A 25,926-nucleotide genomic window follows, 5' to 3' on the forward strand; every position below is an offset into this window, starting at 1 on the left:
GCCGTAGTCCGAGGTGCGGTGGTTCAGAACGCCATGGTGTAGACCATCAGCTCCATCCCCGGGTACGGCGCCCAGTCGCGCCCGGGGGTACGCAGGAAGCCGATGCGCTCGTAGACCCGGTGGGCGGCGGTCATCTCGGGGCGGGTGGAGAAGGCCATGCCGGTCAGGCCGAGTTCGCGGCTGCGGGTGACGGCGGCGCGCACCAGCGCCTCGCCGACGCCGCGGCCGCGGGAGGCGGCGGCGGTGGCGAGCATCCGGATCTCGCCCTCGCTCGGGGTGGCGATGTCGGCCCATTCGGTGCCGCCGACGGCCAAGGTCACGCAGCCGAGGACCCGTTCGTCGGCCGCGTCGACGGCGACCAGGAGTTCGGCCTCCCGGGAGCGGCGTTCGGCGTCGCGCAGCAGCTCGACGTAGCTGCTCGTGGGCCTGGTGTAGCCGTCGCCGACGAAGGCCTCGACGGTGACCCGGCCGGCGTCTTCGAGGTCGCACGGGAGGGCCTGGCGGATGAGGAAGTCCATCGGGCCAGTGTGCCGGAGCCGTGCGGGGTGCTGATCCGGGGGGTTCGCAGGGGTCCCGGGGCGAGGGGTACCGGGAGGGGGCCGGGTCGGCGGAGGGACGCCAGCGGCCGCTGGAGTCCACCACCGAGCCGGTGGACGCGATCGCCGCGCGCTGCGGCTTCGGCAACGCGGCGGCGCTGCGGCACCCCTTCGGGCGTCGGCTGGGCACCACGCCGCTGGCCTACCGGCGCTGCTTCGCCGACTCCTGCTGATCCCGGCCGGCCGTCAGTCGGTGTCGGCGGCCAGGTGGTCGACGGTGTTCCAGCGGTCCGGCCGCAGCCGCCCCTCCTGGGCCCGCCAGAGGCTGGTGGAGCAGTTGTGCACCGGTCCGAGCGCGGTGAGCTGCTGCTCGGTGAGCCGGTCCAGCGCGTAACGGAGCATCAGCACCGTGCAGTCGTGGGCGACCAGCAGGACGGGCCGTCCGGCCTCCTCCTCGCAGACGTCCCGCAGCAGGCTGCGCATCCGCAGCGCGACGTCGGCCCAGGACTCGCCGCCGGGCGGGCGGTAGTAGAGCTCGCCCATCTTGCGCCGCCGGGCCGCCTCCTCCGGGTGCTTGGCCTCGATGGCGGCCTTCGGCAGCATCTCCAGGACGCCGAGCTCGCGGTCGCGCAGCCGCTCGTCGTAGCGGACGGCCAGCGTGACGGGGACGGCGCCGAGCCCGGCGGCCTGGGCGAGCGCGATCCGGGCGGTCTCGGCGGTGCGCGCGTACGGCGAGCACCAGACGCTGCGCGGGCGGTCGGCGCTGGGCAGGGCGGCCCACCAGCGGCCGAGCGCCTGGGCCTGCTGCTGGCCGCGCAGCGACAGCGGGATGTCGGCGTCGCGGCAGCTGATCGGGACGCTGAGGGCGCCGACGGCCTCGGCGAGCTGGAACTCGACGTTGGCGGTGGACTCGCCGTGCCGGGTGGCGATTAGCACGGACGGCAGCCGGGTGGCCGGCGAGCCGTTCGCCCCGACCGGGGTCAGGGTGGACTGGTGCTGGGCGGACTTGTACTGGCCGTTGAGGGTGGTGCCGAGTTCTGCCATGGCCGCGAGCTCCCCGTGGGTCGATCAGGTTCCGGCCGGTTGCCGGTCCGGTCTGGTGGTGCCCGGCGTGCACGCCTGTTCATGCATATGATCGCGCCGCCTTCTCCAGTGTTCACGGAGAAGGCGGCGCGATCACAGGGCGCGCGCAGCGGCAATCAGTGCGCCGCTACGGGCTCCGGCGCGTTCTTCGGCTCTTCGTCGCCGGCCTCGGCGCTGTAGTCGGACGGCTTGGTCTCGTCCGGGCCGTCCGGCGCCTTGACCGCCCGCAGCACCAGGGTGAGCGCCACCGCCACGATCAGGTTGAGCGCGAAGGCGGTCAGGCCGATGTAGCCGATCTCGCCGATGCCGGGGATCTCGGCCGCGTTACCGCCGAAGTGCTTGGTGGCCGGGCTGGCGATCCCGTACGCCTTCCAGGTGCCGTAGACCATGCCGGCCGCCCAGCCGGCGAACAGCGCCCAGTGGTGGAACCAGCGGGTGAACAGGCCGCCGACGATGGCCACGAAGGTCTGCAGGATCCACAGGCCGCCCAGCAGCTGGAGGTTGATCGCGGCCTGCTTGTCCATGCCGAGCACGAAGACCAGCGCGCCGACCTTGACCAGCAGCGAGACCAGCTTGGCGGTGCGGGTCTCGTCGGCGGGGGTGGCGGCGGGCTTGAGCCACTCCTTGTAGACGTTGCGGGTGAACAGGTTGGCCGCCGCGATGGACATGATGGCGGCCGGTACCAGCGCGCCGATCCCGATCGCGGCGAAGGCCACGCCGGTGAACCAGTCCGGGAACATGTTCGCGAACAGCTGCGGCACCGAGAGCTGGGAGTTGAAGCCCTTGACGCCGCTGCCGACGCCGGCCGCGACGGCCATGAAGCCGAGCAGCGCCAGCAGGCCGAGCATCAGCGAGTACGCGGGCATGATCGCCATGTTGCGGCGCACGGTGTTGCGGGACTTGGAGGCCAGCACGCCGGTCACCGAGTGGGGGTACATGAACAGCGCCATCGCCGAGCCGAGGCCGAGCGTCGCGTACGTCCACTGCTTGTTGTCCGGGATGGTCATCGAGCCGGTCTTGACCTGCCTGAAGTGCTCCGTGGCCACGTCGAAGACGTGCCCGTAGCCGCCGAGGCGGATCGGGATGTAGATCACCGCCACGATGATCACGATGTAGACCAGGGCGTCCTTGACGAAGGCGATCAGTGCCGGGGCGCGCAGGCCGGAGGAGTAGGTGTAGGCGGCCAGCACACCGAAGGCGATGAACAGCGGCAGGTCCTTGACGAACCAGTTGGCGTTCTCCCCGCCGCCGACGCCGAGTACGTCCAGCACCGCCTGGATGCCGACCAGCTGCAGGGCGATGTACGGCATGGTGGCCAGGATGCCGGTCAGCGCGACGACCAGGGACAGCGGCCGCGAGCCGTACCGGCCGCGGACGAAGTCGGCCGGGGTCACGTAGCCGTGCACCCGGGAGACCGACCAGAGCCGGGGCAGGAACAGGAAGACCAGCGGGTAGGCGATGATCGTGTACGGCACCGCGAAGAAGCCCGCCGCGCCGGTCGCGTACACCGCCGCCGGGACCGCCACGAAGGTGTACGCGGTGTAGAGGTCGCCGCCGAGCAGGAACCAGGTCACCCAGGTCCCGAAGCTGCGACCGCCCAGGCCCCACTCGTCCAGGTGGGCCGCGTTGTCCGCGCGGCGCCAGCGCGAGGCGAGGAAGCCCATCACGGTGACCAGGGCGAAGAAGAGGACGAAGACCACGAGGGCCGGCACGTTGACGTCCTTCATCGCGCACCGCCCGTCCGGGCCGCCTTGCGGGCCTTCTCGTCCCGGTTGATCAGCAGGTAGGCGGCGACGGTGAAGACCGCCGACACCGGCACCCAGAGCAACTGGTACCAGTAGAAGAACGGCATCCCGGCCACCGCCGGGTCGGGCTTGTCGTACGAGGACACCCAGAGCATCGAGACGATCGGCACGAGCAGGGCGAGCCCGGCCAGCACCCGCTCGGGGGTCACCGCCGGGACGGGCCTCCCGGCTGGCTCGGGCACCACATCTCCGATGTGATCGGGATCAGAAGCTTCGGTGGGTGCTTGGTCAGACGGCATCTTCGGCTCCGCTCCGGAGGGTTATCCCCGTCGGCGCCGCAGCCCCCGGGGACGCCGCACACCCCCGTGAGCCCGCCGAGCAGCACCATCGGTGATCAGCAGTCAGTACGGCTGCGCAATCTAGGGCATGGGGTGATCCGTGTCACCGGAAATGACGGAACTTCCCACCAGCCGGACGCGGTCGACCGAAGTCCGTCGCCGCCGTGACGCGAACGGGCACCGGCGCGCGGGTCGCGTGCGCCGGTGCCCGTGGTGCGAAGGGGCCCGAAAGGGGGAGTGCGATCGCTCCCGGAGGAGTACCCCTGGAGGAGTACTCCCGAGGAGTACCCCGGGGTGCACCCCGGACGGCTACTCCGGGCGCTTCAGCCGGGTGATGAACTTGTAGCGGTCGCCGCGGTAGATCGAGCGGACCCACTCGACCGGGTTGCCCTCGGCGTCGAAGGAGTGCCGGGACAGCTGGAGCATCGGCAGGCCGAGGTCGGAGCCGAGCAGTCCGGCCTCGCGCGGGTTGGCCAGGGTGGTCTCGATGGTCTCCTCGGCCTCGGCCACGGTGATCCCGTACACCTCGCGCAGCGCCGCGTACAGCGAGTTGTGCTTGGCGAGGTTGCGCCGCAGGGCGGGGAAGCGCTTGGCGGACAGGTGGGCGACCTCGATGGCCATCGGGTCGCCGTTGGCCAGCCGCAGCCGCTCGATCCGCAGCACCCGGCCGCCGGGCTTGATGTCCAGCAGCGGGGCGAGCCGGTCGTCGGCGGTGATGTAGCCGATCTCGATCAGCCGGGAGGTGGGCTCCAGGCCCTGGGCGCGCATGTCCTCGGTGTAGGAGGTCAGTTGCAGGGCCTGGGCGACCTTGGGCTTGGCCACGAAGGTGCCCTTGCCCTGGATGCGCTCCAGCCGGCCCTCGACCACCAGCTCCTGCAGGGCCTGGCGCACGGTGGTGCGCGAGGTGTCGAACTGGGCGGCGAGCGCCCGCTCGGGCGGGACCGGGGTGCCGGCGGGCTGGGTCTCGGTCAGCTGGAGGAGGTGGCGCTTGAGGCCGTAGTACTTGGGGACGCGCGCGGTCGGGTCGGCGCCGGCCTGCGTCGGGAGGTTCTTCACCTCGGGGTCGTCGGCCTGGGCGGTGGTTCCCCCGTCGCTGCTCATCGGACCTGTTCTCCCGCTTCTCGCGGGGCCCTTTACAGCCCCGCCACATCGTTAACGGGTCACATCGTTGCATGTATGGCAACGGAACGAATACCTCATCACGCGATGAACGATGTGCGGTGTCGGCTTGATAACGGGTGGTCGAGATCGGTCGAACAGCCGTTGACAGGCCCATTGGTCTAGGCCAAGCTCCAGGCATCTGGTCTACACCACTAGGCCGGCAACGATGAATCCCCCACCCGTTCGCAGGGGTCCGCGGCACCTGTTCTCCCGCTTCGCGTGGGTCTGCCGCTGCCGCCCGACGGGGGCAACCCAGGCATCCCTCAGGAGGATGGCGTGAAGCGTCAGCTCATCGCGGCGGTCGGCGTCGCGGCAATGGTCGTCGGTCTGGCGGCTTGCGGCTCGGACGGCAAGGAGGACGGTGACTCGAAGTCGTCCTCCGCCTCGGCCGCCGACAAGTACAAGGGCAAGACGCTCAAGGTGTGGATCATGACCGGCTCCGCCCCCAAGGGCTGGACCGACTCGGTCAAGACCGAGTTCGAGACCACCTACCCGGGTTCGAAGGTCGACTTCCAGGCCCAGGAGTGGACCGACATCGGCCCGAAGATCACCGCCGCGCTGTCCGAGGGTTCGGCCGACGTCCTGGAGCTGGGCAACACCCAGACCTCCGGCTACGCCGCCTCGGGAGGCCTGCTGGACATCACCAAGGACAAGTCCGCGCTGGGCGGCGACGCCTGGGCCGCCAACCAGAACGAAGCGGCGATGCTGGACGGCAAGCAGTACGCCGCCCCGTGGTGGGTCTCCAACCGCGTGGTCGCCTACAACAAGGACCTGTGGGCCAAGGCCGGCCTGACCGACGCGCCGAAGACCCTGGACGAGTTCTACGCCGACCTGGACAAGCTGAAGGCCACCCCGGGCGTCACCGACCCGATCTACCTGCCGGGCCAGGAGTGGTACACCTACTTCGGGCTGCTCACCGGTGAGGGCGGCAAGATCGCCAAGAAGGACGGCGACAAGTGGGTCGGCGGCCTCTCCTCGCCCGAGGCGCAGAAGGCCTTCGAGACCTACAAGAAGCTGCAGGGCTACTCCGCGACCGGTCCGAAGGACAAGGACGAGGCCACCCCGCAGCAGAAGGACGTCTTCGGCAAGGGTGACATCGGCACCATGATCGCCCTCGGCTGGGAGCTCCCGGACGAGAAGACCATGGCCAAGGACAAGATCGGCTTCTTCCCGATCCCGGGCAAGACCGCCGACAAGCCCTCCGGCGTCTTCATCGGCGGCTCGAACCTCGCGATCGCCTCGCAGAGCAAGAACACCGAGATGGCGAAGGACTTCCTGAAGATCGCCCTCAACGACAAGAACGAGGGCATGGTCGCCGCGGCCGGGAACATCCCGAACAAGCCGGCGCTGAACAGCCAGCTCACCGGCGACTTCGCGAAGGCCGCCCAGGCGGCCACCGCGGTCGGCGGGATCACCCCGAACACCCCGAACTGGGCCAGCGTCGAGAACAAGCCGAACCCGATCAAGGACTTCCTGACCGCCGCCCTGCAGGGCGGCGACTACGCGGCCACCGCCAAGAAGTACGACGACGAGATCGCCAAGCGGCTCAACGAGAAGCAGTAACGCATGAGCGGCGTCGCTCACTGGCTCCCGGCGGGGGACCGGTGGGCGGCGCCTGTCCGTCGTGGCCGGGTTGTTAGGAAGTGAGAACGATGGCTGTGCATTCGGAGCGGGTGCAGACACGGTCCCCGGAGTCAGGGGCGGCTGTTGTGGCCAGTATTGACACCAGTGCCGGCGGCGGTGGGGCCGAGGGCACCGCGCCGAAGCGCACCAGATCCGCGGGCGGACCGGGCCTCGGCTCCCGCCTCGCCCCGTACCTGCTGCTGCTGCCGGCCACCGTGGCGACCATCGCCCTGCTGGGCTGGCCGTTGCTGAAGACCGTCCTGCTGTCGTTCCAGAACCTCAACCGGCGCCAGCTGGTCATGCATCTGACCGAGTGGACCGGCTTCGACAACTACAAGGAGCAGCTGACCGACCCGGAGTTCTGGGCGGTCACCGGGCGCACCGTCGCCTTCACCCTGGTCAACGTGGTGCTGATCATGGTCGGCGGCACCCTGATCGGCCTGCTGCTCAACCACCTCGGCAAGCGGATGCGGCTGGCGCTGTCGATTGCGCTGCTGATGGCCTGGGCCATGCCGGTGGTCGCCGCGACCACCGTCTACACCTGGCTGTTCGACGAGCAGTGGGGCGTCGTCAACTGGCTCCTGGACCAGCTGGGTTGGCACTCGATGGCGCACTACAACTGGATGAGCGACGAGTACTCGACGTTCTTCGTCGTCATCCTGCTGATCGTCTGGATGTCGATCCCGTTCGTGGCGTTCAACATGTACGCCGGACTGACCACCATCCCGAAGGAGCTCTACGAGGCCGCCCGGATGGACGGCGCCACCTCCTTCAAGATCTTCAGCCTGGTGATCTTCCCCAACCTGAAGCCGTTCTTCCTGGCCACGACCTTCCTTGAGGTCATCTGGGTCTTCAAGTCCTTCACCCAGGTCTACGCGATCAACGGCGGCGGTCCGGAGAAGCTCACCCGGACCCTGCCCGTGCACGCCTTCCTGGAGGGCTCGGGCGGCCAGCACTACGGCGTCGGCGCCGCGATCGCCGTGCTCACCATCCTGATGCTGGGCGTGCTGATGGCCTACTACTTCCGCGTCATGATCAAGCAGGAGGACGAGCTGTGAGGCGCTCTCTCTTCGGACGTACCTGGCCGAACGTGATCGCGGTCGTCCTCATCGTCTTCTTCGTCTTCCCCGTCTACTGGATGATCGCGACCGCGTTCAAGCAGGACCGCGACATCATCAGCAAGACGCCGGTCTTCATCCCCTTCGACGGGACCTTCCAGCACTTCACCACGGCGGTCGACGCGCCCGACTTCTGGACGTACGTGGTCAACAGCGTCACCGTCACGGTCGGCGCGGTGCTGATCTCGCTGGCGATCGCGACCCTGGCGTCCTTCGCGCTCGCCCGGATGAGGTTCCGCGGCCGCAAGACCTTCGTGCTGGTCATCATGATGGCGCAGATGGCGCCCTGGGAGGTCATGACCATCGCGGTCTACATGATCTCCCGCGACAACGGCATGCTGAACAGCCTGGTGCCGCTGACCCTCTTCTACATGATGATGGTCCTTCCCTTCACCATCTGGACGCTGCGGGGCTTCATCGCCGCGGTGCCGAAGGAACTGGAGGAGTCGGCCATGGTGGACGGCTGCACCCGTTCCCAGGCCTTCGTGAAGGTGATCTTCCCGCTGCTGGCCCCGGGCCTGATGTCGACCTCGCTGTTCGGCTTCATCACGGCGTGGAACGAGTTCCCGCTCGTCCTGATCGTCAACAAGGACGAGGGCAAGACCCTGCCGCTGTGGCTGTCCTCCTTCAAGACCGCCTTCGGCAACGACTGGGGCGCCACCATGGCGGCCTCCACGATGTTCGCCATCCCCGTGCTGATCCTGTTCATCTTCCTGCAGCGCAAGGCGGTCGGCGGTCTGACCGACGGCGCCGTGAAGGGCTGAGCCAACGTGAGCATCCTCGTTCCCACCGCCCCGGGCAGCGACCAGCTGCACCGCGACGCCCTGACGGTCCTGCAGCCCGGTTTCGTCGGCACCGAGCCGCCGGCCTGGCTGCGCCGCCACCTGGCCGCCGGGCTCGGCTCGGTCGCCCTGTTCGACCGCAACGTGGTCGCCCTCGACCAGCTCTCCACGCTCACCCGGGCACTGCGCTCGGAGAACCCCGACCTCCTGATCGCCATCGACGAGGAGAGCGGCGACGTCACCCGGCTGGAGGCGGGCTCCGGCTCGTCCTGGCCCGGCAACCTGGCGCTCGGCGCGATCGACGACCCGGCGCTGACCCGGGACGTCGCCCGCGAGCTGGGCCGGGCGCTGGCCGCGGCCGGCGTCAACTACAACTGGGCGCCCACCGCGGACGTCAACTCCAACCCGCGCAACCCGGTCATCGGCGTCCGCTCCTTCGGCGCCGACCCGGAGCTGTGCGCCCGGCACACCGCGGCTTGGGTCGAGGGCCTGCAGTCGGCGGGCGTGGCCGCCTGCTCCAAGCACTTCCCCGGCCACGGCGACACCGCGGTGGACTCGCACCACGGCCTGCCGGTCATCGACGTTGACCTGGACGTCCTGCGCGCCCGCGACCTGGTGCCGTTCCAGGCCGCGATCGCGGCCGGCACCAAGGCCGTGATGACCGCCCACATCATGATCCCGGCGCTGGACCCGAAGCTGCCGGCCACGCTGAGCCCGACGGTGCTGCGCGACCTGTTGCGCGCCGCCCCGGCCGACGGCGGCCTCGGTTACCAGGGCCTGATCGTCAGCGACGCGATCGAGATGGGCGCCATCGCCGACACCTTCGGCATGGGCGAGGGCACCGTGCTGGCGCTGGCGGCCGGCGCGGACGCGATCTGCGTCGGCGGCGGGCTGGCCGACGAGGAGACCGTGCTGATGCTGCGCGACGCCATCGTGGCGGGCGTGCGCTCCGGCAGGCTCGCCGAGGAGCGGCTGGCGGACGCCGCCGACCGGGTTCGGGCGCTGGGAAGTTGGGGTCGGATCTCGGTCCAGGGCGAGCGGCCGGAGCCGGACCTCGCGGTCGGTCTGCGGGCCGCCCGCCGGGCGCTGAGGGTGGTCCGGGCGCCGGGCCGCGAGGTGCTGCCGGTGAGCGAGCGCCCGTACGTGGCCTCGTTCTCGGACGAGCCGAACATCGCGGTCGGCGACGTCACCCCGTGGGGCGTGGCCGACATGCTGGCCGACCGCTTCCCCGGTACCCGCACCCGCGAGGTGTCGGCCGCCGAGGCCGCCCCGGAGCTGCTGGACGCCCTGGTCGCCGAGCTGGTGGCCGGCGCCGAGGGCCGCCGTCTGGTGCTGGTGGTCCGCGACGCGCACCGGCACGCGTGGATGTCCGCCGCGCTGACCCGCCTGGTGGCGGCCCGGCCGGACGCCGCGGTGGTGGAGATGGGGCTGCCCCAGTCCGGGCCGGTCGGCGCGCTCCACATCGCCACCCACGGCGCCGCCCGGGTCTGCGGACTGGCGGCCGTGGAGGTGCTCACCGGGCAGCCGGGAGCGATCGGCTGAAACGATTGACGAGACGTCACCGGCCGGTCAGGCCGGAGGGGGCGCGCGGGCGGGGGCGGTTCGGGGGTGCCCGGCGGTGGGCGCCCTCGTAGGATTGCGCCAGGAATCCAGGAAAACCGCAGCGAGTGTGCGGACTCGCCGCCGTAGAGGTCCCCGTCGGGCAACTTCCCGGGCGGGGTGGACCCATCTCATCGGAGGCACATCCAGATGTCCGACCCGCAGACCGATTCCGTTCCCGGCCGGATCATGGCGGCGGAGATGGCCGAGCAGCCGGCCGTCCTCCGGCGCATCCTCGACGAGGGCGCCCCGAAGATCCGCGAGATCGCGGCCGAGATCGCCGCCCGCAGCCCCCGCTTCGTCCTGCTGACCGCGCGCGGCACGTCCGACAACGCCGCGCTCTACGCCAAGTACCTGATCGAGATCCTGCTCGGCAAGCCGGCCGGCCTGACCTCGATGTCCACCACCACCGCGTACGGTGCCAAGCCGGACCTCACCGACGTCCTGGTCGTCACCATCAGCCAGTCCGGCGGCTCGCCCGACCTGGTGGCCTCCACCAAGGCCGCCCGCGAGGCCGGGGCGATCACCCTCGCCGTCACCAACAACCCCGACTCCCCGCTGGCCGAGGTCTCCGAGTTCCACATCGACGTGCTGGCCGGACCGGAGAAGGCGCTGCCGGCCACCAAGACCTACACCGCCGAGCTGCTGGCGCTCTACCTGCTGGTCGAGGGCCTGCGCGGCGGGGACGGTTCGGCCGCCGAGGAGCTGCCGGCCCTGGCCGCCGGGGTGCTGGCCCGCCAGGCCGAGGTGAAGGCGCTGGCCGAGCGCTACCGCTTCGCCCAGCGCCTGGTCATCACCTCGCGCGGGTACGGGTACCCGACCGCCCGCGAGGCGGCGCTCAAGCTGATGGAGACCACGTACATCCCGGCCACCCCGTTCTCCGGCGCCGACCTGCTGCACGGCCCGCTGGCCATGGTGGACAACGTCTCGCCGGTGATCGCGATCGTCCCGGACGGCAGGGGCGGCGAGGCCCTGCAGCCGGTGCTGGACCGCCTGCGCGGGCGCGGCGCGGACCTCGTGGTGATCGGCCAGCAGGCCCAGGTGGACGCCGCCTCGGCGGGATTCGGGCTGCCGGCCGGCGTGCCCGAGGAGGTCCAGCCGATCCTGGAGATCCTGCCCCTGCAGCAGCTGGCCTACGAGGTCACCATCGCCCGCGGCCAGGACCCGGACGCCCCGCGCGCCCTGGCCAAGGTCACCGAGACGCGCTGAGGCGGCGACTCGCCCGCTCGCCTCCGGGGCGCTCCGACCCGGTGTCGACGGTCGTCGCTCCAACGCCCTCGTCCCTCGGGCCTCCTCGCTCCTCCCTTTCGGCACCGGCGCGCCCCTTCGGCTCGGGGCGGCGACTCGCCCGCTCGCCTCCGGGGCGCTCCGACCCGGCTCCCTGTCCACAGCGCTGTGGACAGGGAGCCGGATCTTTGAGCGGCTGAACATGGTTTCGATGGGGAGCCCGGAAAGCACTACGGGCCACGGCGCCGACACGGGACCCTCAACCCGTGCGGCACCGCAGCCCGGAGCTGTCGTCGGGCACCGGGACCGACCGGGGACTGTGCGGGGTCCTCGCTCGGCGGTGTCCGACCGAGGAGGGCGCGGGCGCGGTCAGGGCAGTTGCGCGGCTGGCCTCTCCTTGGTGCCCTGTCATTGTGGACTAGACCAATCTTGATTGTCCAGGCCGCCCCTGCAAATTGGTCTATACAACTTGCCGGGCGGTCGGCCCCGCCCCGGTCCGCCGCGCCCGGCCCCGACCAGCGGCGCTACCCTCGCCATGTGCCCTCGTTGAACGAACTCGTCCGCCGCCACACCACCCTCACCGGGGCCGACGTGGAATGGCTTCACATGCTGGTCTCGGAGTGGCAGCTGCTCTCCGACCTCTCCTTCGCCGACCTGGTGCTGTGGATCCCGACCTGGGACGGCATCCGCTACGTCTCGGTGGCGCAGATGCGGCCCAACACCGGCCCCACCTCCTACCAGGACGACATGGTCGGCCACCTCGTCCCGCGCGGGCGCCGCCCGCTGCTGGACGCCGCCTTCGACGAGGGGCGGATCGTGCGCGAGGGCGACCCGGAGTGGCGCGAGGAGGTCCCGGTCCGGGTCGAGTCCATCCCGGTCCGGCGCGAGGGCAAGGTGCTCGGGGTGATCGCCCGCAACACCAACCTGCTGACCGTCCGCACCCCCAGCCGGCTGGAGCTCACCTACCTGCAGAGCGCCTCCGACCTGGCCCAGATGATCGCGGCCGGCAGCTTCCCGTTCCCCGGCGTCGAGCAGGCCGACATGGACGCCGCACCCCGGGTCGGCGACGGCCTGATCCGGCTGGACGCGGACGGCATCGTCACCTACGCCAGCCCCAACGCCCTGTCCGCCTACCACCGGCTCGGCCTCACCACCGACCTGGTCGGCAGCCACCTCGGCCGGACCACCGCCGACCTCGCCCCGCCGTCCCGCTCGGCCGTCCACGAGGCGCTGGTGAAGCTGGCCAGCGGCTGGGCGCCCCGGCAGACCGAGGTGGAGGCGCAGGGGGGAGTGGTGACCGTGCGGGCGATCCCGCTCAAGCCCAAGGGCTCCCTGACCGGTTCGCTGGTGCTCTGCCGGGACGTCACCGAGCTGCGCCGCCGCGACCGGGAGCTGATGACCAAGGACGCCACCATCCGGGAGATCCACCACCGGGTGAAGAACAACCTGCAGACCGTCGCCGCCCTGCTGCGGCTGCAGTCCCGCCGGATGGAGTCGGAGTCCGGCCGGGCCGCGCTGGACGAGGCGGTGCGCCGGGTCGGCTCGATCGCGATCGTGCACGAGACGCTCTCCCAGGCGCTGGACGAGCAGGTGGCCTTCGACGAGATCGCCGACCGGGTGCTGGCGATGGTGATGGAGCTGTCCCAGGACGGCCGGGTGGCGACCCGCCGCACCGGCAGCTTCGGCATCCTCTCCGCCGAGGTGGCCACCCCGCTGTCGATGGTGCTGACCGAGCTGCTGCAGAACGCCCTGGAGCACGCCTTCGGTCCGACCGCCTCCGGGAACCTGGAGGTGAGCGCGCTGCGCGGACGGGCCCCGGCGACCGGCATGGGCTGGTCGGACAGCTGGAACGGCGGCGCACGGCCGGAGGAGTACCTGCTGATCACGGTGCAGGACGACGGCCGGGGCATGCCGGAGGGCTTCGACCCGAAGACGGCGGGCAACCTCGGTCTGCAGATCGTCCGGACGCTGGCCACCGGCGAGCTCGGCGGGACCTTCGACATGGTGGCCGGCCCGGACGGCGGCACCAAGGTGATCCTGGAGATCCCGGTCCGCTGAGCCGCCGGTCCGCCGGGTCCCGGTCCGCCGGGAATTCGTTGCATCGGGGCGCCCGGTGGGGGCGTGCGTTCGGCGGGAGCGCCGGGTGCACACTCCGCAAGCCCTCGTGGCCGGGCGTGCAAACGGGTGCGGAAGCGGGCGCGAAAACGGGCGCGAAAACGGCGCCGAAACAGAAACGAGGCCCTGTCGACCGGGGGGGGTGGGTCGACAGGGCCTCTCAACCCGTTCCGGCCGTCGGGGGGAGTCGGCCGGAACGGGGGCTCTGGGTGGTGCGACACCTCGCCGGTGCGTTGCACACGGTGAGCGCCACAGCTCCACAATATTGCTCTAAGTGAACAGTATCAAGTGGCTGGGCGGTCCGGTGTCGCGGGACCTTGCCGGGCAAGGCCCTTTGTGCGGAAGGCTTCACCAGGAGGTGCAGGGAAGCCTTTGATCATGTGTTGATCGGCACTGCGGCTACTGCCGGTGCTACGGCGTGTGATCAGGCGGGGCTGATCAGGCGGTGCGGGCGCGGTTGCGGGCGGCACGGCGCTTCATCGCGCGACGCTCGTCCTCGCTCATACCGCCCCAGACGCCGGCGTCCTGGCCGGTCTCGAGAGCCCACTGGAGGCACTGCTCCATCACCGGACAGCGGCGGCACACGGCCTTGGCTTCCTCGATCTGCAGCAGAGCAGGACCGGTGTTCCCGATCGGGAAGAACAGCTCCGGGTCCTCTTCGCGGCAGACAGCGCGGTGGCGCCAGTCCATGGTCGTCCAACTCCTCCTGCCGCGGGGGTGGCCCGATCGGCATAATCGAATGGCTTGTGAATGTGAACGCTTTCACGAATCCCACAACAGCAAAAGAGACCAAAGGCCCACCGGGCCCGGGCGGTCTGTGCTGGAAGGGGATTCGGCGATTCGAGGGACACTTCGCGGTCGGCGCTCCTGTGGTTCCGGAGGTGCCGTCGCTGCGATGTGTCCCGATCGCCATGTAGAGGTTCGCAAACCTCAGGCTCGGATACAACCCCCTTCGGGGAGGAATTTTTGATTCTTCGGTGTCGCCTAGCTCACAGCCAGTACTTCGATGGAGTGAAGGGGGATTGTGCGTTCGAGAAGAAGGGCGAACCCCACTTCCGGTCACACAATCACACGCAGTGCCCGCCGTACGCCTGTGAAACTGACGCGACTCCGGTCTCCAAGATGGTCCCCGTCGACCTGGAACGGGACGGGTTCCTGGGAAACCAAGGTGAAGTGTCTGACGTCGTGATAGGAGACGACGTGCTTTCCGGACGGGCCGGCCGGCGGGGCGCCGTCGCTCGAAGGCGCGTACGACCGCAGGATCTGACGGATCGTTCGAGCCGTACCGAACGCCGTCATCAGGGTGATGCCGAAGACGTCGAGGTCCGTGTCGAAGGAGGCGAGCGGCGAGGGATAGACCGGACGGTTGCCGAGGAAGGTCCACGGCGAGGTGTTGCTGACTATCGCCAGGACCAGGCCCGGCACGGCCTCGTGGCCCGGCAGTTCCAGGGTCACCGGGCCTCTGCGGCGCTGCTCACGCTGGGTGAAGAAGTGCCGGATCGCCTGCCCGACGTACAGGGCGTGGGTGGACTTGCGACCCGCCCGGCGCTGCTCCTCGACCCGGCCGACCACCCCGGCGTCGAAGCCCAGGCCGGCGGTGAAGGTGAACCAGCGGTCCGGCAGCCCGTCGGTCATCGCCTTGCCCAGACTGACCGGCCGCTCGCGCCCGTGCTCCAGCGCGTCCAGCAGGGCGCCGGTGGCCTCCACCGGGTCGTTGGGCAGGCCCAGGGCGCGGGCGAAGACATTGGTCGAACCGCCCGGCACCACGGCCAGTCGCGGGACCTTGTCGCCCGGGCCGTGCGCCATCAGCCCGTTCACCACCTCGTTGACGGTGCCGTCGCCGCCCAGCGCCACCACCAGGTCGACCGTGCCGTCCTGCGCCGCCTCGCGGGCCAGGTCACGCGCGTGGCCCCGGTACTGCGTCTCGGCGACCTCCAGCTTGAGGTCGCTGCGCAGGGCGTGGATCAGCACGTCCCTGGTCCGGCCACTGGTGGTGGTGGCCTTGTGGTTCACGACCAGGAGAGCGCGCATGGGGAAAGCCTACGGGTCGGTACGGACCACGCGGCGGCTACCCTGCTGGAGTGACCGCAGAAACCCCCGTACCCGCACCCACTCGCCCGGTTTCGCTCACCCTGGGCGCCGCCATCACCGCCCTGGAGGGCGTCGCGCTGGCCGTCGTCGGCGTCTCGGACATGGTGTCCGCGCTGTCCGGCCAGGCCAAGCAGCTGGCCCTGAACGAGTTCGGCGGCCTGGTCATCGTGCTGCTCGGCGTGCTGCCGATCCTGGCCGCCCGCGCGCTGCTCAAGGAGCGCCGCTGGGGCCGCAGCCCGGCCGTGCTGACCAACTCGATCTGCCTGCCGATCGCCTACTACATGGTGCAGAGCGGCGGTGCGATGATCGCGGTCGGCGTGGTGGTCGGCCTGCTCGGCCTGGTGGGCATCGGCTCGCTGCTGAACCCGAAGTCGACGGCGACCCTGTACACCCAGCACGAGGGCTGAGCGCACCGGGCCGCCGAAGGTCCTGAAACGTGCCGGACGGCCGCCGAGCCGGAGCTGAGCGGCCGTCAGTCCTACTCCTCCACCAGGAGCTTCTCCCGCAGCTGGGCCAAAGTGCGCGCCAGCAGGCGGGATACGTGCATCTGGGAGATCCCCACCTCGGCGGCGATCTGCGACTGGGTCATGTTCCGGAAGAACCGCAGCACCAGGATCTTCTGCTCGCGGGGCGGCAGTTGGGCCAGCAGCGGCTTGAGCGACTCGCGGTACTCGACGCCCTCCAGCGCCTCGTCGGTGGCGCCCAGGGTGTCCGCCACGGCCGGCGACTCGTCGTCGCTGTCCGGCACGTCGAGGGACAGCGTGGAGTACGCGTTGGCGGACTCCAGGCCCTCCAGGACGTCCTCCTCTGAGATCCCCAGGTGCTCGGCCAGCTCGTGCACCGTGGGGGAGCGGCCGTGCCGCTGGGAGAGCTCGCTGGTCGCCGTGGTGAGCGACAGCCGCAGCTCCTGCAGACGGCGCGGGACGCGCACCGCCCAGCCCTTGTCGCGGAAGTGCCGCTTGATCTCGCCGACGATGGTCGGCGTCGCGTAGGTGGAGAACTCGACCCCGCGCTCGTGGTCGAAGCGGTCCACCGACTTGATCAGACCGATGGTGGCGACCTGGGTCAGGTCGTCCAGCGGCTCGCCCCGGTTCCGGAAGCGCCGGGCCAGGTGTTCGACCAGCGGGATGTGCATCCGCACCAGCTGGTTGCGCAGCTCGACGCGCTCCGGGGAGCCCTCGGGCAGTGCGGACAGTCGGACGAACAGCGCGCGGGCGGCCTCCCGGTCCGGAGCGCCGGTGCGGTGCGAACCCTGGGCGGGCACGGCGCCGTGCAGCTCCACGGCCTCCTCCGCCGTGACCGGCGGGGGCGTGGAAGCGGGCGTCGGCTCAGACGTCGGCTCGGTCGGGTGGCTCATCCGGTGGGCGTCCTTCGGGTGCGCTTCGTCGTTGGCGGCGAGGCCGGGAACGCTCGCCTGGGTCGGTACGGCAGGGCCCGCCGTCGCGAGGCCGGTACGGTCCAGATCACTCACGGCCATTCCCCCGTTCCGTTCCGGGAGCACCGGGGCCGCGGCCCCGGTATCGTCTCGTTGGTCGTACCGCCCGGGGCGGTACCGGGAGCCGCCCGTCGAGCCCCGGTGGGGGAACGGCGGACGGCCCTTGCAGGGTGCTGCTCGGGGCCCGGCTAGTGGGCGGCGGATCCGCCGCGCTTCTTGTGCAGGCTGATCGACACGGTGTTGTCCTCGCCGACCGAGGAGTCGACCTCGCCGGCCAGGGCGGAGAGTACGGTCCACGCGAAGGTGTCCCGTTCGGGCGCTTTGCCGTCCGTGGTGGGAGCGGCGACGGTTACCTTCAGCGAGTCGCCGACCAGGCGGAACTCGCAGGACAACACGGAGCCGGGCACCGCCTGCTGGAGCAGGATGGCGCAGGCCTCGTCCACCGCGATCCGCAGGTCCTCGATCTCGTCGAGGGTGAAGTCCAGCCGGGCCGCGAGCCCGGCCGTCGCTGTTCGCAGCACGGAGAGGTAGGCCCCCGCCGCGGGCAGCCGGACCTCCACGAAGTCCTGAACTCCGAGACCGCTGTCGATCTGGGACACCCTTGCCTCCTGGGTGACGCGCTGTGCTTGGTTGGTACCTGTGCTACCCGTTGAGGGGCGCCTTGCCACCACTCGAAGGGGTGTCGATGCCGATGATCCGCCATCGCTGTTCGTGTCCCGCACCCCGGTGCGAGAGTTACTCATGGTAAGGCATTGCGACGCTGGGTGGCAGGGGCTTTGCCCGTACTCACCGGTCCGTTCGACGACTTCTCAGCGACTTCTAACGACTTCTAACGACTGCCGGCGGCGGTCAGTGCCTCGCCGGTGAGCCGGTAGACGGTCCACTCGTCCATCGGAACCGCGCCGAGCGACTTGTAGAAGTCGATCGACGGCTGGTTCCAGTCGAGCACCGACCACTCCACCCGCGCGTAGCCGCGCTCGACGGCGATCCGTGCGAGCTCCAGCAGGAGCGCCTTGCCGTGGCCGCCGCCGCGGGCCTGCGGGCGGACGTAGAGGTCCTCCAGGTAGATCCCGTGGGTGCCGCGCCAGGTCGAGAAGTTGAGGAACCACACCGCGAAGCCGACCGGCTCGCCGGTGCCGTCGTCCTCGGCGATCAGGCCGAACAGCGCCGGCTTGGCGCCGAACAGCGCCTCGCGCAGCTGCTCCTCGGTGGCCACCGCCTCCTGCGGGGCCCTCTCGTACTCCGCGAGTTCGCGGATCATGGCCAGGATGACGGGGACGTCGGCGACGACGGCGGTGCGGATCATGCCGCGAGCCTACTGCTCGGGCCCGGTCTCGTCCCAGGCCTGGATCGAGGTCTGGTCGACGATCCGGCCGTCCCGCAGGTCGGCCATCGAGGACATCAGCACCCGCACGCCGTCGGGGTAGCGGCAGGACTCCAGGAAGGCGACGTGGTCGCCCTGGACCACCACCTGCTCCAGCTTGTGGGTCATCTCGCGGCCGTAGATGTCGCTCAGCATGGCGCCGATCTCGTCCCGTCCGTGCATCACCAGGGGGTGGCTGGGCTGGGTCTTGCGGTCGACCACGCGCAGTTCGGCGTCCTCGGCGTACAGAGCCAGCAGGGCCTCCGCGTCGCAGCGCTCGATGCCCTCGCGCAGTGCCCGGGTGTCGAAGGCGGACGGCGCCGCCGTGGTGGTCATGATCTCGCTCCTCCGGTCGGGGTCCGTCGGCTCGTACCTCTGAGCGTACGCCCGACCGGAGGAGCGCGATCCGCGCCGGTCGGCGGGCGGGGACGGTGCGCAGTTCCTTCGGGCTTCAGGGGAGACGGTCGGACAGCAGCTGGAGGGTGCCGGTCTCCGGACGAGCGGGGTGGACTTGCCGCTGCCGTGCGGCCCGGCCAGGCGGACCACCCCGTCCGGCGGAGGCCTTGAGGCGCACCTCGTGGACCGGCCGGGTGCCGGCCAGTTCCACCGGGACGGCGACGACGGCCAGGTCCTCGGCCCTCATCACGTCCGGCGCCGACCAGCATCCGGGCCAGCCCTTACCGGATGCGGATCGGGTGAACGCGCGACCGCCCCCGTCCGACGGGCGGACGGGGGCGGTCGGGTGGCGACGCGTCAGGCTCAGGCCTGCTTGGTCTCCCAGAAGATCTTGTCGACCTCGGCGATCAGGTCCAGCAGGGCCTGGCCGGTGGCCGGGTCGGTGGACGCCTTGGCGGCCGAGGCGGCCTTCAGGGTGTCGTTGATCAGCTTGTGCAGCTGCGGGTACTTCTCGAAGTGCGGGGCCTTGAAGTAGTCGCTCCACAGCACCGAGATGTGGTGCTTGACGGCCTCGGCGCGCTGCTCCTTGATGATGATGGCGCGGGCGCGGAAGTGCGGGTCCTCGTTGGCCTGGTACTTCTCCTGGGTGGCCTTGACCGACTCGGCCTCAAGCTTGGCCTGCGCCGGGTCGTACACGCCGCAGGGCAGGTCGCAGTGGGCGTGAGCGGTGGCACGCGGTGCAAACAGACGAGAGAACATGGGAGTCCTTCCTTAGATCGTCTTCCCGCGCCCGAGATTACCCTTCCGCCCTCGGGGTTTCGCGATCGGGCGGTGGGCCTAGGGCAAAAGGCGGACCCGGAACCGGGGTAATCCGGACATCGAACGGATGGCGGTCCGTGCGGCAAACTGAGGCGGGCGGGCGGGCGGTCCGGGAGGAGGAGTCGTGGCGCGGAGTGCGGAGCCGGAGGGCGGCGCGGGAGGCGGCGCGGTGCCGTTCGGGCTGGTCGACGTGGCGGGCCCGTCGATGATCCCGACCCTGCGCGAGGGCGACCAGCTGCTGGTCCGCTACGGCGCGCCGATCCGGCCGGGCGCGGTGGTGCTGTTCCGGCACCCCTTCCAGCAGGACCTGCTGGTGGTGAAGCGGGCCGCCGAGCGCCGTCCGAAGGGCTGGTGGCTACTGTCCGACAACCGGCCGGTGGACAGCGACAGCCGCAGCTACGGGCCGGTCCCGGACGACCTGGTGCTCGGCCGGGTGCTGCTGCGGCTGCGCCCGAGCCCGGCCTGGCTGGCGCCGGGCCGGCGGCTGGAGCGGCTGCTGCTCAGCCCCCGGCTGGCCCGGGTACCGGGCCTGGCCCGCCGGCTCGGGGTCTGGGTGGAGGAGGTCTAGCTAGGGCCTCTGGTCCGTGGCGCTGAGCGCCGCCTCGGCCTCCTGCCGCTTGCGGGCCCGGTAGGCGGCCACGTTGGCGCGGGTCGCGCAGCGGTCCGAGCAGTAGCGGCGGGAGCGGTTGGTCGAGGTGTCCAGGTAGGCGTTGCGGCAGGGCGCGGCCTGGCAGATGCCGAGCCGGTCGGCGCCCAGCTCGGTGAGGTGGACGGCCAGGCCCATGCAGGCGACCGCGCTGAAGTGCGCGGTGGCGGTCGGTGAGTTGTCGGCCAGGTGCAGGTGCCAGCGCGGCCGCCCGGCGTCGTCCAGGTGGTCGTGCCCGGAGACCAGCGGGCTGACGGGGTACTCCATCAGCAGGCTGTTCAGCAGGTCGACGCCCCGGACCTCGTCGCCCTCGGCGGCGGCCTCGAACACCCCGCGCAGCCTGGTCCGCACGGCCCGCAGCCGGGGCACGTCGGACTCGTCGGCGAGCGCGGCGGCCCGGGAGGAGTCGGAGAACAGGGCGCGCACCGCGTCCACGGAGGTCAGCGTGTCGGTGCCGCGCTCGGGTTCCTCGGTGTTCACCAGCCGAACGGCGAGATCGGCGTAGGAGGCGAGCTCCACGGCAGTCCTTCCATAGATTTCGGTAACGGGCTGAATGCTTCCAGCCTATTACGGGGTGAGGGATTGTGTCGGGCTCTGCAGCCGGGGCTCCGTTGTGCCGATAACCCGGGGACGGGAGACCCAGTTGATGTGTAGTGTCCATGCCATTGCACTCGGGCTCGACCAGAGCGCCCGGTGCGCTTTCGAACGCTCGGCGAAAGGAGACCCGTGAAGCTTCGACTGGGCTGGAGTCGCGGTACTCGGCGCACGGCGGGCGCAGTGCTCGCCGCATTCCTCGGGGCGGTGCCGCTGGCGGTGGTCCCGGCCGGACCGGCGGCTGCCGACCCAGGCTTCTGCGGGGTGCGGGTGGACGGTCCGACGATCGTGCCCAACGCCGCGCTGTACGCCTACCGCGTGCGTAACAAGTGCGGTGAGGCACACGCGTTCAAGGTCTACTTCCCGGAGATCGGCAGGTCCACGTTCTGCGCGACCATCGACCCGTACGAGAGCTACTCGTACACGTACATGGGCGAGACGACGTGGTGGGAGGTCCGCAACTGCTAGTCGCCGCACGTCCGCGAACGCACTGAACAGACTCACCGAGAGAACGGACAGTACATGAGGGTGCGAAACACGGCGATCGGCCGGACGCTGGCCGTCGGCGCGGCCACGGCCGGGCTGGCGTTCACCGTCTCGGTCGCGGCTCCCGCCACGACGGCCTCGGCGGATCCCGGGTTCTGCGGGGTCCGTTCCGGAGTGAACGCCGGAGGGGACGAGGCGAGCATCATCTACACGGTTCGGAACAAGTGCGCCGACGAGCACAGCTTCCGGGTGCGCCTCCCGTCGTCGGGACGCGAAAGCGGCTGCCAGAACGTGCCGGGCTACGGCTACGGGTACTTCGCGATCCAGTTCGCCGACCGCGACTGGCAGATCATCGCGTGCTCGTGACCGGCTGACGCCGCGGTGACCCGGGTCGGCGCTCGGCAGGAAGGTGCCTGCCGAGCGCCGACGTCACGGGCTCAGAGCACCTTGGAGAGGAAGGCCCTGGTCCGCTCGTGCTGCGGGTCGGTGAGCACGTCGCGGGGGTTGCCGGACTCGACCACCACACCGCCGTCCATGAACACCAGCGCGTCGCCGACCTCGCGGGCGAAGCCCATCTCGTGGGTGACGACCACCATCGTCATGCCCTCCTCGGCCAGGCCGCGCATGACGTCGAGGACGTCGCCGACCAGCTCCGGGTCGAGCGCCGACGTGGGCTCGTCGAAGAGCATCAGCTTGGGCTTCATGGCCAACGCGCGGGCGATGGCCACGCGCTGCTGCTGGCCGCCGGAGAGCTGCGAGGGGTAGTTCTTCGCCTTGTTGGCGAGGCCGACCCGCTCCAGCAGGGCCATGCCGCGCTCGCGGGCCTCGGCCTTGCTCTCGCCCTTGACCTGGACCGGCGCCTCGATGACGTTCTCTATGGCCGTCATGTGCGGGAACAGGTTGAAGCGCTGGAACACCATGCCGATGTCGCGGCGCTTCAGGGCGACTTCGCGGTCCTTGAGCTCGTGGAGCTTGTCGCCCTTCTGCCGGTAGCCGACCAGCTCGCCGTCCACCCAGAGGCGGCCGCCGTTGATCTTCTCCAGGTGGTTGATGCACCGCAGGAAGGTCGACTTGCCGGAGCCGGACGGTCCGATCAGGCAGAACACCTCGCGCTGCTTGACCTCCAGGTCGATGCCCTTGAGGACCTCGACCAGGCCGTAGGACTTGTGCACCGCCTCGGCGCGGACCATGGGCTCGGCGGCCGCGACGGAGTCGGCGGGCGTCTTGGTCAGATCGGTCATACGTGACCACCTCCCTCAAGCCCCGGGACGACGTCGGCGGTCGTCTTCGGGGTGGGCTTCCCGGCGAACAGGCGCCGCAGTCGTTGCAGCGGTGTGGGCGGGAGGGTGCGGTTGGAGCCACGGGCGTAGTGGCGCTCGATGTAGTACTGGCCGATGGTCAGCACCGAGGTGAAGAACAGGTACCAGAGGCTGACCACGATCAGCAGCGGGATGTTCTGGTAGTTCCGAGAGTAGATGACCTGGCCGGCCCGGAAGATCTCCTCCAGGGAGATCACGGAGACCAGCGAGGTGGTCTTGAGCATCGAGATGGTCTCGTTGCCGGTCGGCGGGATGATCACCCGCATGGCCTGCGGCAGGATGATCCGCCGCATGGTCTGGAACCGGCTCATGCCGAGCGCGTGTGCGGCCTCGGTCTGGCCCTCGTCCACCGACTGGATGCCGCCGCGGACGATCTCCGCCATGTAGGCGGCCTCGTTGAGGCCGAGGCCCAGCAGTGCAGCGACGAAGGTCGGGATCAGGACGTTGGTCTGCTCCGACCAGAACTCCGGTCCCCACGGGACGCCGATCGACAGCTTGGCCCAGATCAGGCCGAGGAAGTTCCACATCACCAGCTGCACCAGCACCGGGGTGCCGCGGAAGACCCAGATATAGACCCAGGCGGTGCCGGCGAGCAGCGGGTTCGGGGACAGGCGCATCACCGCGAGGATGATGCCGCCGACCACACCCATGAGCATGGAGAGGGCGGTCAGCTCCAGCGTCACGACCATGCCGTGCACGATGCTGTCGTGGAACAGGTATTGCCCGACGATGTCCCACTTGAATGCGGGGTTGGTGAAGAGGGCGCTCAGCAGCATCGCCGCGAGCACGGCGATGACGACTGCGCCCGCCCAGCGTCCGGGGTGGCGAACCGGGATGGCCTTGATGGTCTCAGGCCGTCCCTGCTCAGCCGTCCCCTTGTCCAAAGAGTTCACGGTGTGGCCTCGGGGGAGAGATGGAGCGTACGAGGGGTCAGCTGACGGCGCCGTTGACGGTCGACTTGTCGATGGCGCCGGCCTCGACACCCCACTTGGTGAGGATCTGCTTGTAGGTGCCGTCGTCGATCAGCGACTGGACGGCACCCTGGATGGCCGGGGTGAGCTTGGAGCCCTTGGCCAGGGCGACGCCGTAGGGGGCCACGCCGTAGGTGTCGCCGACCTTCTCCAGCTGCCCGCCGGACTGCTTGATCGCGTAGTCGACGACCTGGGAGTCGGCCATCATCGCCTGGTCGCGCCCGGAGACCACGGCGTTGGTGACGTCCGTCTGGAGGTCGAACTTGTCGCCGTCGTTCTGGATGCCCGGCTTGCCCGCCTTGGCGCAATCCGGGTTGCGGGTGTCCTTGATCTCGTCGGCCTGGGTGGTGCCGGTCTGGACGGCGACCTTCTTGCCGCAGAGGTCCTTCGGGTCGATCTTCTCCGGGTTGCCCTTCTTGACCGCGACGGCGCTGCCGGAGTTGAAGTAGGTCACCATGTCGACGACCTGCTCGCGCTCCTTGTTGTCCGTGAAGGACGACATGCCGAGCTGGAACTTGTTCGACTGGATGCCGGGGATGATCGCGGTGAAGCCGGAGTCCTGGACCTCGGCCTTCAGACCGAGCTTGGCGGCGATGGCGTTGGCGAGGTCGACGTCCATGCCGATGACCTTGCCGCTGTCGTCCTTGAACTCGTCCGGCGCGTAGGAGGCGTCGGCGCCGACCACGAGCTTGCCGGCCGACTTGATGTCGGCCGGGACGAGGGCGACCAGCTTGTCGTCGGCCTTGACCTCATTGACGGTCGCGCTGGCGTTGGGCGCGCCGCCTTCGGTCTTGCTGCTGCTGCACGCGCTCAGCACGAGGGAGACGGACACGGCGGCCACGCCGGCCGCGAAGAGGCGGGTGCGCTGGGTACGGGCGGTCATGAGGGGATCTCCTCCTGGGGAGAGAAATCGGGCGGAGTGCGCCGCGGGAGCGGCGCCCTGGGCAGCTGGCCGTACGGAGCCGTACGGATGGGTATGTCGCTGTACGTCGTCGTACGGGCATGCCGGGGTGGTGCAGTTGCCTGGGCGCAGGGGGCCGCCCAGGGTGGTGCGGGTAGTGCTTTCCGCCACCCTCCGCCGAGGTGGACGTTGACCGGACCCGCCTCGACCAAAGGTCGGCTCGATCCGAGATGGGGGGAATCCTGCCATCTGATGACGGTCAGGTGGCCCTCATCCAGATCAAAATCGGATAACAAGGGCTCACACTATCCGCTATTCGGACGAATCGAGTGCCCCTGTCACCCTGTGTATAAGTATGCAGATCCCTCCGCACTCCGCCCGGAGGCCCGCCGGAGGCCCGCCGGGGGTCCGCCGGGGGTCCGCCCGTCCGCCGGTCCGGAGTGTCGCGTCGCTCAGATGCCCCCGTTGATCACCGCGTTCTGCGCCGCGCCGGCGCTCACGTTCCACTTGCCGAGGATCTTGTCGTACTCGCCGCTGCGGATCAGCTGGTCGACCGCCTTGGCCAGGGTGTCCCGCAGGTCGGTGTCCTGCTTGCGCACCGCGATCCCGTACGGGTTGGAGGTGGACTGTGCGCCGGTCACCTCGAAACGGCCGCCGCCGTCGTTGGTCTTCGCCGCGTAGGCGGCCACCGGGAAGTCGTTCAGGCCGGCCGCCGCGGCGCCGGAGGAGACCTCGGCCATCGACTTGGCGTCGGTGTCGAACTTGTGCACGGTCAGCTGACGGCCGGTTCGGGCGCAGACGGCCACCTGCCGGGTGGCGATCTCGTCCTGGGTGGTGCCCTGCTGGAGGGCGACGGTCTTGCCGCACAGGTCGTCCAGGGTCTTGATCCCCTTGGGGTTGCCCTTCGGGACGACGATCGAGGTGCCGGCGATGAAGTAGTCCACGAAGTCCACGCCCGGGTTGACCTGCTTGCCGGTGTCGTCCAGGCCCTCGCGGCGCTGGCGGACGTCGCTGAGCGCGGACATCGCCACGTCGAACTGCTTGCCCTGCAGGTTCGGCATCAGCTTGTCGAACGGGGTGTCCACGAACTCGATCCGCACGTCGAGGATCTTGCCGAGGGCGGTGGCGAGCTCCGGGTCGAGGCCGGTCGGCTTGCCGTCCTGGCCGCGGAACTCCACCGGCGCGTAGTTGACGTCCATGCCGATGCGCAGCACCCCGGCCGAGCGCTGTGCCTTGGGCAGCTTGGCGCGGATGTCCTTGACCGGGTCGCTCGCGGCGGCCTGCCCGTCGCCGCCGCAGCCGGTGAGCAGCAGGGCTCCGGCGACGGCCAGTGCGGCTCCGGTGAGGGCCGGACGGCGGACCTGGGGGACGTGAGGCATGAGGGTTGCTCCTGTGGGCGGGACGCGCGGTCGCCCCGGTGTCGCGGTGGTGTCCGTCAAACGGCGGACAAGCGATCCTGCCATCCCACCCTGCCGGGCCCGGCGGCGGGTGTGTCAGAATTCGGTACCGGGTGACCCCCGAACGCTCGAACCAGGCCGACGAGCCCCGACAGGCTCGGGGTGCCCAGGAACGGAAGTC

Annotated in this window: 28 protein-coding genes; 10 read left to right on the plus strand and 18 right to left on the minus strand. The window is 70.3% G+C overall.

The features are described 5' to 3' along the window. Positions 1-23: 23 nt before the first annotated feature. From ACWC9T_RS22845 to ACWC9T_RS22865, 5 genes are all read right to left on the minus strand, one after another. Entirely contained in the window at positions 24-518 is a 495-nt protein-coding gene (locus ACWC9T_RS22845; protein WP_449822890.1) for a GNAT family N-acetyltransferase, read from the minus strand. Between the two features lie 264 nt (positions 519-782). Next, a complete protein-coding gene (locus tag ACWC9T_RS22850; protein WP_449822891.1) occupies positions 783-1,580 on the minus strand; it encodes a histidine phosphatase family protein in 798 nt (265 codons plus the stop codon). 155 nt (positions 1,581-1,735) lie between these two features. Next, positions 1,736-3,346, minus strand: a complete 1,611-nt coding sequence (mctP, locus tag ACWC9T_RS22855) for a monocarboxylate uptake permease MctP (RefSeq protein ID WP_449822892.1) — start codon at positions 3,344-3,346, stop codon at positions 1,736-1,738. Then, positions 3,343-3,606, minus strand: coding sequence for a DUF3311 domain-containing protein (locus tag ACWC9T_RS22860; protein WP_449822893.1), 264 nt, complete (start codon positions 3,604-3,606; stop codon positions 3,343-3,345). The genes mctP and ACWC9T_RS22860 overlap by 4 nt, the downstream gene beginning before the upstream one ends. Positions 3,607-4,011: 405 nt before the next feature. Then, on the minus strand, positions 4,012-4,803 hold the full coding sequence (locus ACWC9T_RS22865; RefSeq protein WP_449822894.1) for a GntR family transcriptional regulator: 792 nt from the start codon (positions 4,801-4,803) through the stop codon (positions 4,012-4,014). 336 nt (positions 4,804-5,139) lie between these two features. Here ACWC9T_RS22865 and ACWC9T_RS22870 point away from each other — a divergent pair, with 336 nt between their 5' ends. The 6 genes from ACWC9T_RS22870 to ACWC9T_RS22895 all read left to right on the plus strand — a co-directional run bounded on the left by ACWC9T_RS22870 (position 5,140) and on the right by ACWC9T_RS22895 (position 13,270). Continuing rightward, the gene (locus ACWC9T_RS22870) at positions 5,140-6,426 is read left to right on the plus strand and encodes an extracellular solute-binding protein (RefSeq protein WP_449822895.1); all 1,287 of its coding nucleotides are present in this window, start codon (positions 5,140-5,142) and stop codon (positions 6,424-6,426) included. 89 nt (positions 6,427-6,515) lie between these two features. Beyond that, positions 6,516-7,544 (plus strand): carbohydrate ABC transporter permease, encoded by a 1,029-nt coding sequence (locus tag ACWC9T_RS22875; protein WP_449822896.1) that lies wholly within the window; start codon positions 6,516-6,518, stop codon positions 7,542-7,544. Next, a complete protein-coding gene (locus ACWC9T_RS22880; RefSeq protein WP_449822897.1) occupies positions 7,541-8,368 on the plus strand; it encodes a carbohydrate ABC transporter permease in 828 nt (275 codons plus the stop codon). Before ACWC9T_RS22875 ends, ACWC9T_RS22880 begins: the two co-directional genes overlap by 4 nt. Before the next feature lie 6 nt (positions 8,369-8,374). Further along, positions 8,375-9,928 (plus strand): glycoside hydrolase family 3 protein, encoded by a 1,554-nt coding sequence (locus ACWC9T_RS22885; protein ID WP_449822898.1) that lies wholly within the window; start codon positions 8,375-8,377, stop codon positions 9,926-9,928. Positions 9,929-10,135: 207 nt separating this feature from the next. After that, entirely contained in the window at positions 10,136-11,194 is a 1,059-nt protein-coding gene (locus tag ACWC9T_RS22890; protein WP_449822899.1) for an SIS domain-containing protein, read from the plus strand. 555 nt (positions 11,195-11,749) lie between these two features. Then, entirely contained in the window at positions 11,750-13,270 is a 1,521-nt protein-coding gene (locus tag ACWC9T_RS22895) for a sensor histidine kinase (protein ID WP_449822900.1), read from the plus strand. 495 nt (positions 13,271-13,765) lie between these two features. Here the strand turns inward: ACWC9T_RS22895 and ACWC9T_RS22900 are convergent, their stop codons facing one another. Beyond that, the gene (locus ACWC9T_RS22900; RefSeq protein WP_014138019.1) at positions 13,766-14,017 is read right to left on the minus strand and encodes a WhiB family transcriptional regulator; all 252 of its coding nucleotides are present in this window, start codon (positions 14,015-14,017) and stop codon (positions 13,766-13,768) included. 369 nt (positions 14,018-14,386) lie between these two features. Further along, complete coding sequence (locus tag ACWC9T_RS22905) at positions 14,387-15,358, minus strand: diacylglycerol/lipid kinase family protein (protein WP_449822901.1); 972 nt, start codon at positions 15,356-15,358, stop codon at positions 14,387-14,389. A 50-nt stretch (positions 15,359-15,408) separates the two neighbouring features. Between ACWC9T_RS22905 and ACWC9T_RS22910 the strand changes: the two genes are divergently transcribed. Then, a complete protein-coding gene (locus ACWC9T_RS22910; RefSeq protein ID WP_449822902.1) occupies positions 15,409-15,825 on the plus strand; it encodes a hypothetical protein in 417 nt (138 codons plus the stop codon). Positions 15,826-15,896: 71 nt separating this feature from the next. On the opposite strand, the gene ACWC9T_RS22915 is transcribed toward ACWC9T_RS22910, so the two are convergent. The 6 genes from ACWC9T_RS22915 to sodN form a co-directional block, all read right to left on the minus strand. Beyond that, positions 15,897-16,889: a SigB/SigF/SigG family RNA polymerase sigma factor gene (locus ACWC9T_RS22915; protein WP_449822903.1), complete on the minus strand. Its 993-nt coding sequence runs from the start codon at positions 16,887-16,889 to the stop codon at positions 15,897-15,899. Between the two features lie 152 nt (positions 16,890-17,041). Further along, complete coding sequence (locus ACWC9T_RS22920) at positions 17,042-17,452, minus strand: anti-sigma regulatory factor (RefSeq protein WP_449822904.1); 411 nt, start codon at positions 17,450-17,452, stop codon at positions 17,042-17,044. Between the two features lie 230 nt (positions 17,453-17,682). Continuing rightward, on the minus strand, positions 17,683-18,159 hold the full coding sequence (locus ACWC9T_RS22925; RefSeq protein ID WP_449822905.1) for an N-acetyltransferase family protein: 477 nt from the start codon (positions 18,157-18,159) through the stop codon (positions 17,683-17,685). Between the two features lie 9 nt (positions 18,160-18,168). Beyond that, positions 18,169-18,552, minus strand: coding sequence for a nuclear transport factor 2 family protein (locus ACWC9T_RS22930; protein ID WP_396246991.1), 384 nt, complete (start codon positions 18,550-18,552; stop codon positions 18,169-18,171). Positions 18,553-18,667: 115 nt separating this feature from the next. Continuing rightward, on the minus strand, positions 18,668-18,859 hold the full coding sequence (locus ACWC9T_RS22935) for a hypothetical protein (RefSeq protein ID WP_449822906.1): 192 nt from the start codon (positions 18,857-18,859) through the stop codon (positions 18,668-18,670). 116 nt (positions 18,860-18,975) lie between these two features. Further along, positions 18,976-19,371 carry a superoxide dismutase, Ni gene (sodN, locus tag ACWC9T_RS22940; protein ID WP_030057980.1) on the minus strand — a complete coding sequence of 132 codons (396 nt, stop codon included), beginning with the start codon at positions 19,369-19,371 and terminating at the stop codon, positions 18,976-18,978. Between the two features lie 265 nt (positions 19,372-19,636). Here sodN and sodX point away from each other — a divergent pair, with 265 nt between their 5' ends. Continuing rightward, complete coding sequence (gene sodX, locus ACWC9T_RS22945) at positions 19,637-19,999, plus strand: nickel-type superoxide dismutase maturation protease (RefSeq protein WP_396247145.1); 363 nt, start codon at positions 19,637-19,639, stop codon at positions 19,997-19,999. Here sodX and ACWC9T_RS22950 read toward each other — a convergent pair whose 3' ends face one another. Further along, positions 20,000-20,596, minus strand: coding sequence for a CGNR zinc finger domain-containing protein (locus ACWC9T_RS22950; RefSeq protein ID WP_449822907.1), 597 nt, complete (start codon positions 20,594-20,596; stop codon positions 20,000-20,002). Between the two features lie 207 nt (positions 20,597-20,803). Here ACWC9T_RS22950 and ACWC9T_RS22955 point away from each other — a divergent pair, with 207 nt between their 5' ends. Further along, the gene (locus ACWC9T_RS22955; RefSeq protein WP_449822908.1) at positions 20,804-21,139 is read left to right on the plus strand and encodes a hypothetical protein; all 336 of its coding nucleotides are present in this window, start codon (positions 20,804-20,806) and stop codon (positions 21,137-21,139) included. Between the two features lie 54 nt (positions 21,140-21,193). After that, complete coding sequence (locus ACWC9T_RS22960) at positions 21,194-21,523, plus strand: hypothetical protein (RefSeq protein ID WP_449822909.1); 330 nt, start codon at positions 21,194-21,196, stop codon at positions 21,521-21,523. 71 nt (positions 21,524-21,594) lie between these two features. Here the strand turns inward: ACWC9T_RS22960 and ACWC9T_RS22965 are convergent, their stop codons facing one another. The 4 genes from ACWC9T_RS22965 to ACWC9T_RS22980 all read right to left on the minus strand — a co-directional run bounded on the left by ACWC9T_RS22965 (position 21,595) and on the right by ACWC9T_RS22980 (position 25,727). Beyond that, positions 21,595-22,398 (minus strand): amino acid ABC transporter ATP-binding protein, encoded by an 804-nt coding sequence (locus ACWC9T_RS22965; protein ID WP_449822910.1) that lies wholly within the window; start codon positions 22,396-22,398, stop codon positions 21,595-21,597. Next, positions 22,395-23,369 carry an amino acid ABC transporter permease gene (locus tag ACWC9T_RS22970; protein ID WP_449822911.1) on the minus strand — a complete coding sequence of 325 codons (975 nt, stop codon included), beginning with the start codon at positions 23,367-23,369 and terminating at the stop codon, positions 22,395-22,397. Before ACWC9T_RS22970 ends, ACWC9T_RS22965 begins: the two co-directional genes overlap by 4 nt. A gap of 37 nt (positions 23,370-23,406) precedes the next feature. Continuing rightward, the gene (locus ACWC9T_RS22975) at positions 23,407-24,330 is read right to left on the minus strand and encodes an ABC transporter substrate-binding protein (protein ID WP_449822912.1); all 924 of its coding nucleotides are present in this window, start codon (positions 24,328-24,330) and stop codon (positions 23,407-23,409) included. A 470-nt stretch (positions 24,331-24,800) separates the two neighbouring features. Next, the gene (locus ACWC9T_RS22980) at positions 24,801-25,727 is read right to left on the minus strand and encodes an ABC transporter substrate-binding protein (protein WP_449822913.1); all 927 of its coding nucleotides are present in this window, start codon (positions 25,725-25,727) and stop codon (positions 24,801-24,803) included. Between the last annotated feature and the right edge of the window lie 199 nt (positions 25,728-25,926).

It is taken from the genome of Kitasatospora sp. NPDC001159, from assembly GCF_053598235.1.

Excerpts from the sequence above, each read along its gene's own strand:
- ACWC9T_RS22890 (WP_449822899.1), top strand. The coding sequence starts at position 10,136 with ATGTCCGACCCGCAGACCGATTCCGTTCCCGGCCGGATCATGGCGGCG.
- ACWC9T_RS22930 (WP_396246991.1), bottom strand. The coding sequence starts at position 18,552 with ATGACCACCACGGCGGCGCCGTCCGCCTTCGACACCCGGGCACTGCGC.
- mctP (WP_449822892.1), bottom strand. The coding sequence starts at position 3,346 with ATGAAGGACGTCAACGTGCCGGCCCTCGTGGTCTTCGTCCTCTTCTTC.
- ACWC9T_RS22960 (WP_449822909.1), top strand. The coding sequence starts at position 21,194 with ATGAGGGTGCGAAACACGGCGATCGGCCGGACGCTGGCCGTCGGCGCG.
- ACWC9T_RS22925 (WP_449822905.1), bottom strand. The coding sequence starts at position 18,159 with ATGATCCGCACCGCCGTCGTCGCCGACGTCCCCGTCATCCTGGCCATG.
- ACWC9T_RS22865 (WP_449822894.1), bottom strand. The coding sequence starts at position 4,803 with ATGAGCAGCGACGGGGGAACCACCGCCCAGGCCGACGACCCCGAGGTG.
- ACWC9T_RS22905 (WP_449822901.1), bottom strand. The coding sequence starts at position 15,358 with ATGCGCGCTCTCCTGGTCGTGAACCACAAGGCCACCACCACCAGTGGC.
- ACWC9T_RS22875 (WP_449822896.1), top strand. The coding sequence starts at position 6,516 with ATGGCTGTGCATTCGGAGCGGGTGCAGACACGGTCCCCGGAGTCAGGG.
- sodX (WP_396247145.1), top strand. The coding sequence starts at position 19,637 with ATGATCCCGACCCTGCGCGAGGGCGACCAGCTGCTGGTCCGCTACGGC.
- sodN (WP_030057980.1), bottom strand. The coding sequence starts at position 19,371 with ATGTTCTCTCGTCTGTTTGCACCGCGTGCCACCGCTCACGCCCACTGC.
- ACWC9T_RS22900 (WP_014138019.1), bottom strand. The coding sequence starts at position 14,017 with ATGGACTGGCGCCACCGCGCTGTCTGCCGCGAAGAGGACCCGGAGCTG.
- ACWC9T_RS22850 (WP_449822891.1), bottom strand. The coding sequence starts at position 1,580 with ATGGCAGAACTCGGCACCACCCTCAACGGCCAGTACAAGTCCGCCCAG.
- ACWC9T_RS22965 (WP_449822910.1), bottom strand. The coding sequence starts at position 22,398 with ATGACCGATCTGACCAAGACGCCCGCCGACTCCGTCGCGGCCGCCGAG.
- ACWC9T_RS22975 (WP_449822912.1), bottom strand. The coding sequence starts at position 24,330 with ATGACCGCCCGTACCCAGCGCACCCGCCTCTTCGCGGCCGGCGTGGCC.
- ACWC9T_RS22935 (WP_449822906.1), bottom strand. The coding sequence starts at position 18,859 with ATGAGGGCCGAGGACCTGGCCGTCGTCGCCGTCCCGGTGGAACTGGCC.
- ACWC9T_RS22845 (WP_449822890.1), bottom strand. The coding sequence starts at position 518 with ATGGACTTCCTCATCCGCCAGGCCCTCCCGTGCGACCTCGAAGACGCC.
- ACWC9T_RS22980 (WP_449822913.1), bottom strand. The coding sequence starts at position 25,727 with ATGCCTCACGTCCCCCAGGTCCGCCGTCCGGCCCTCACCGGAGCCGCA.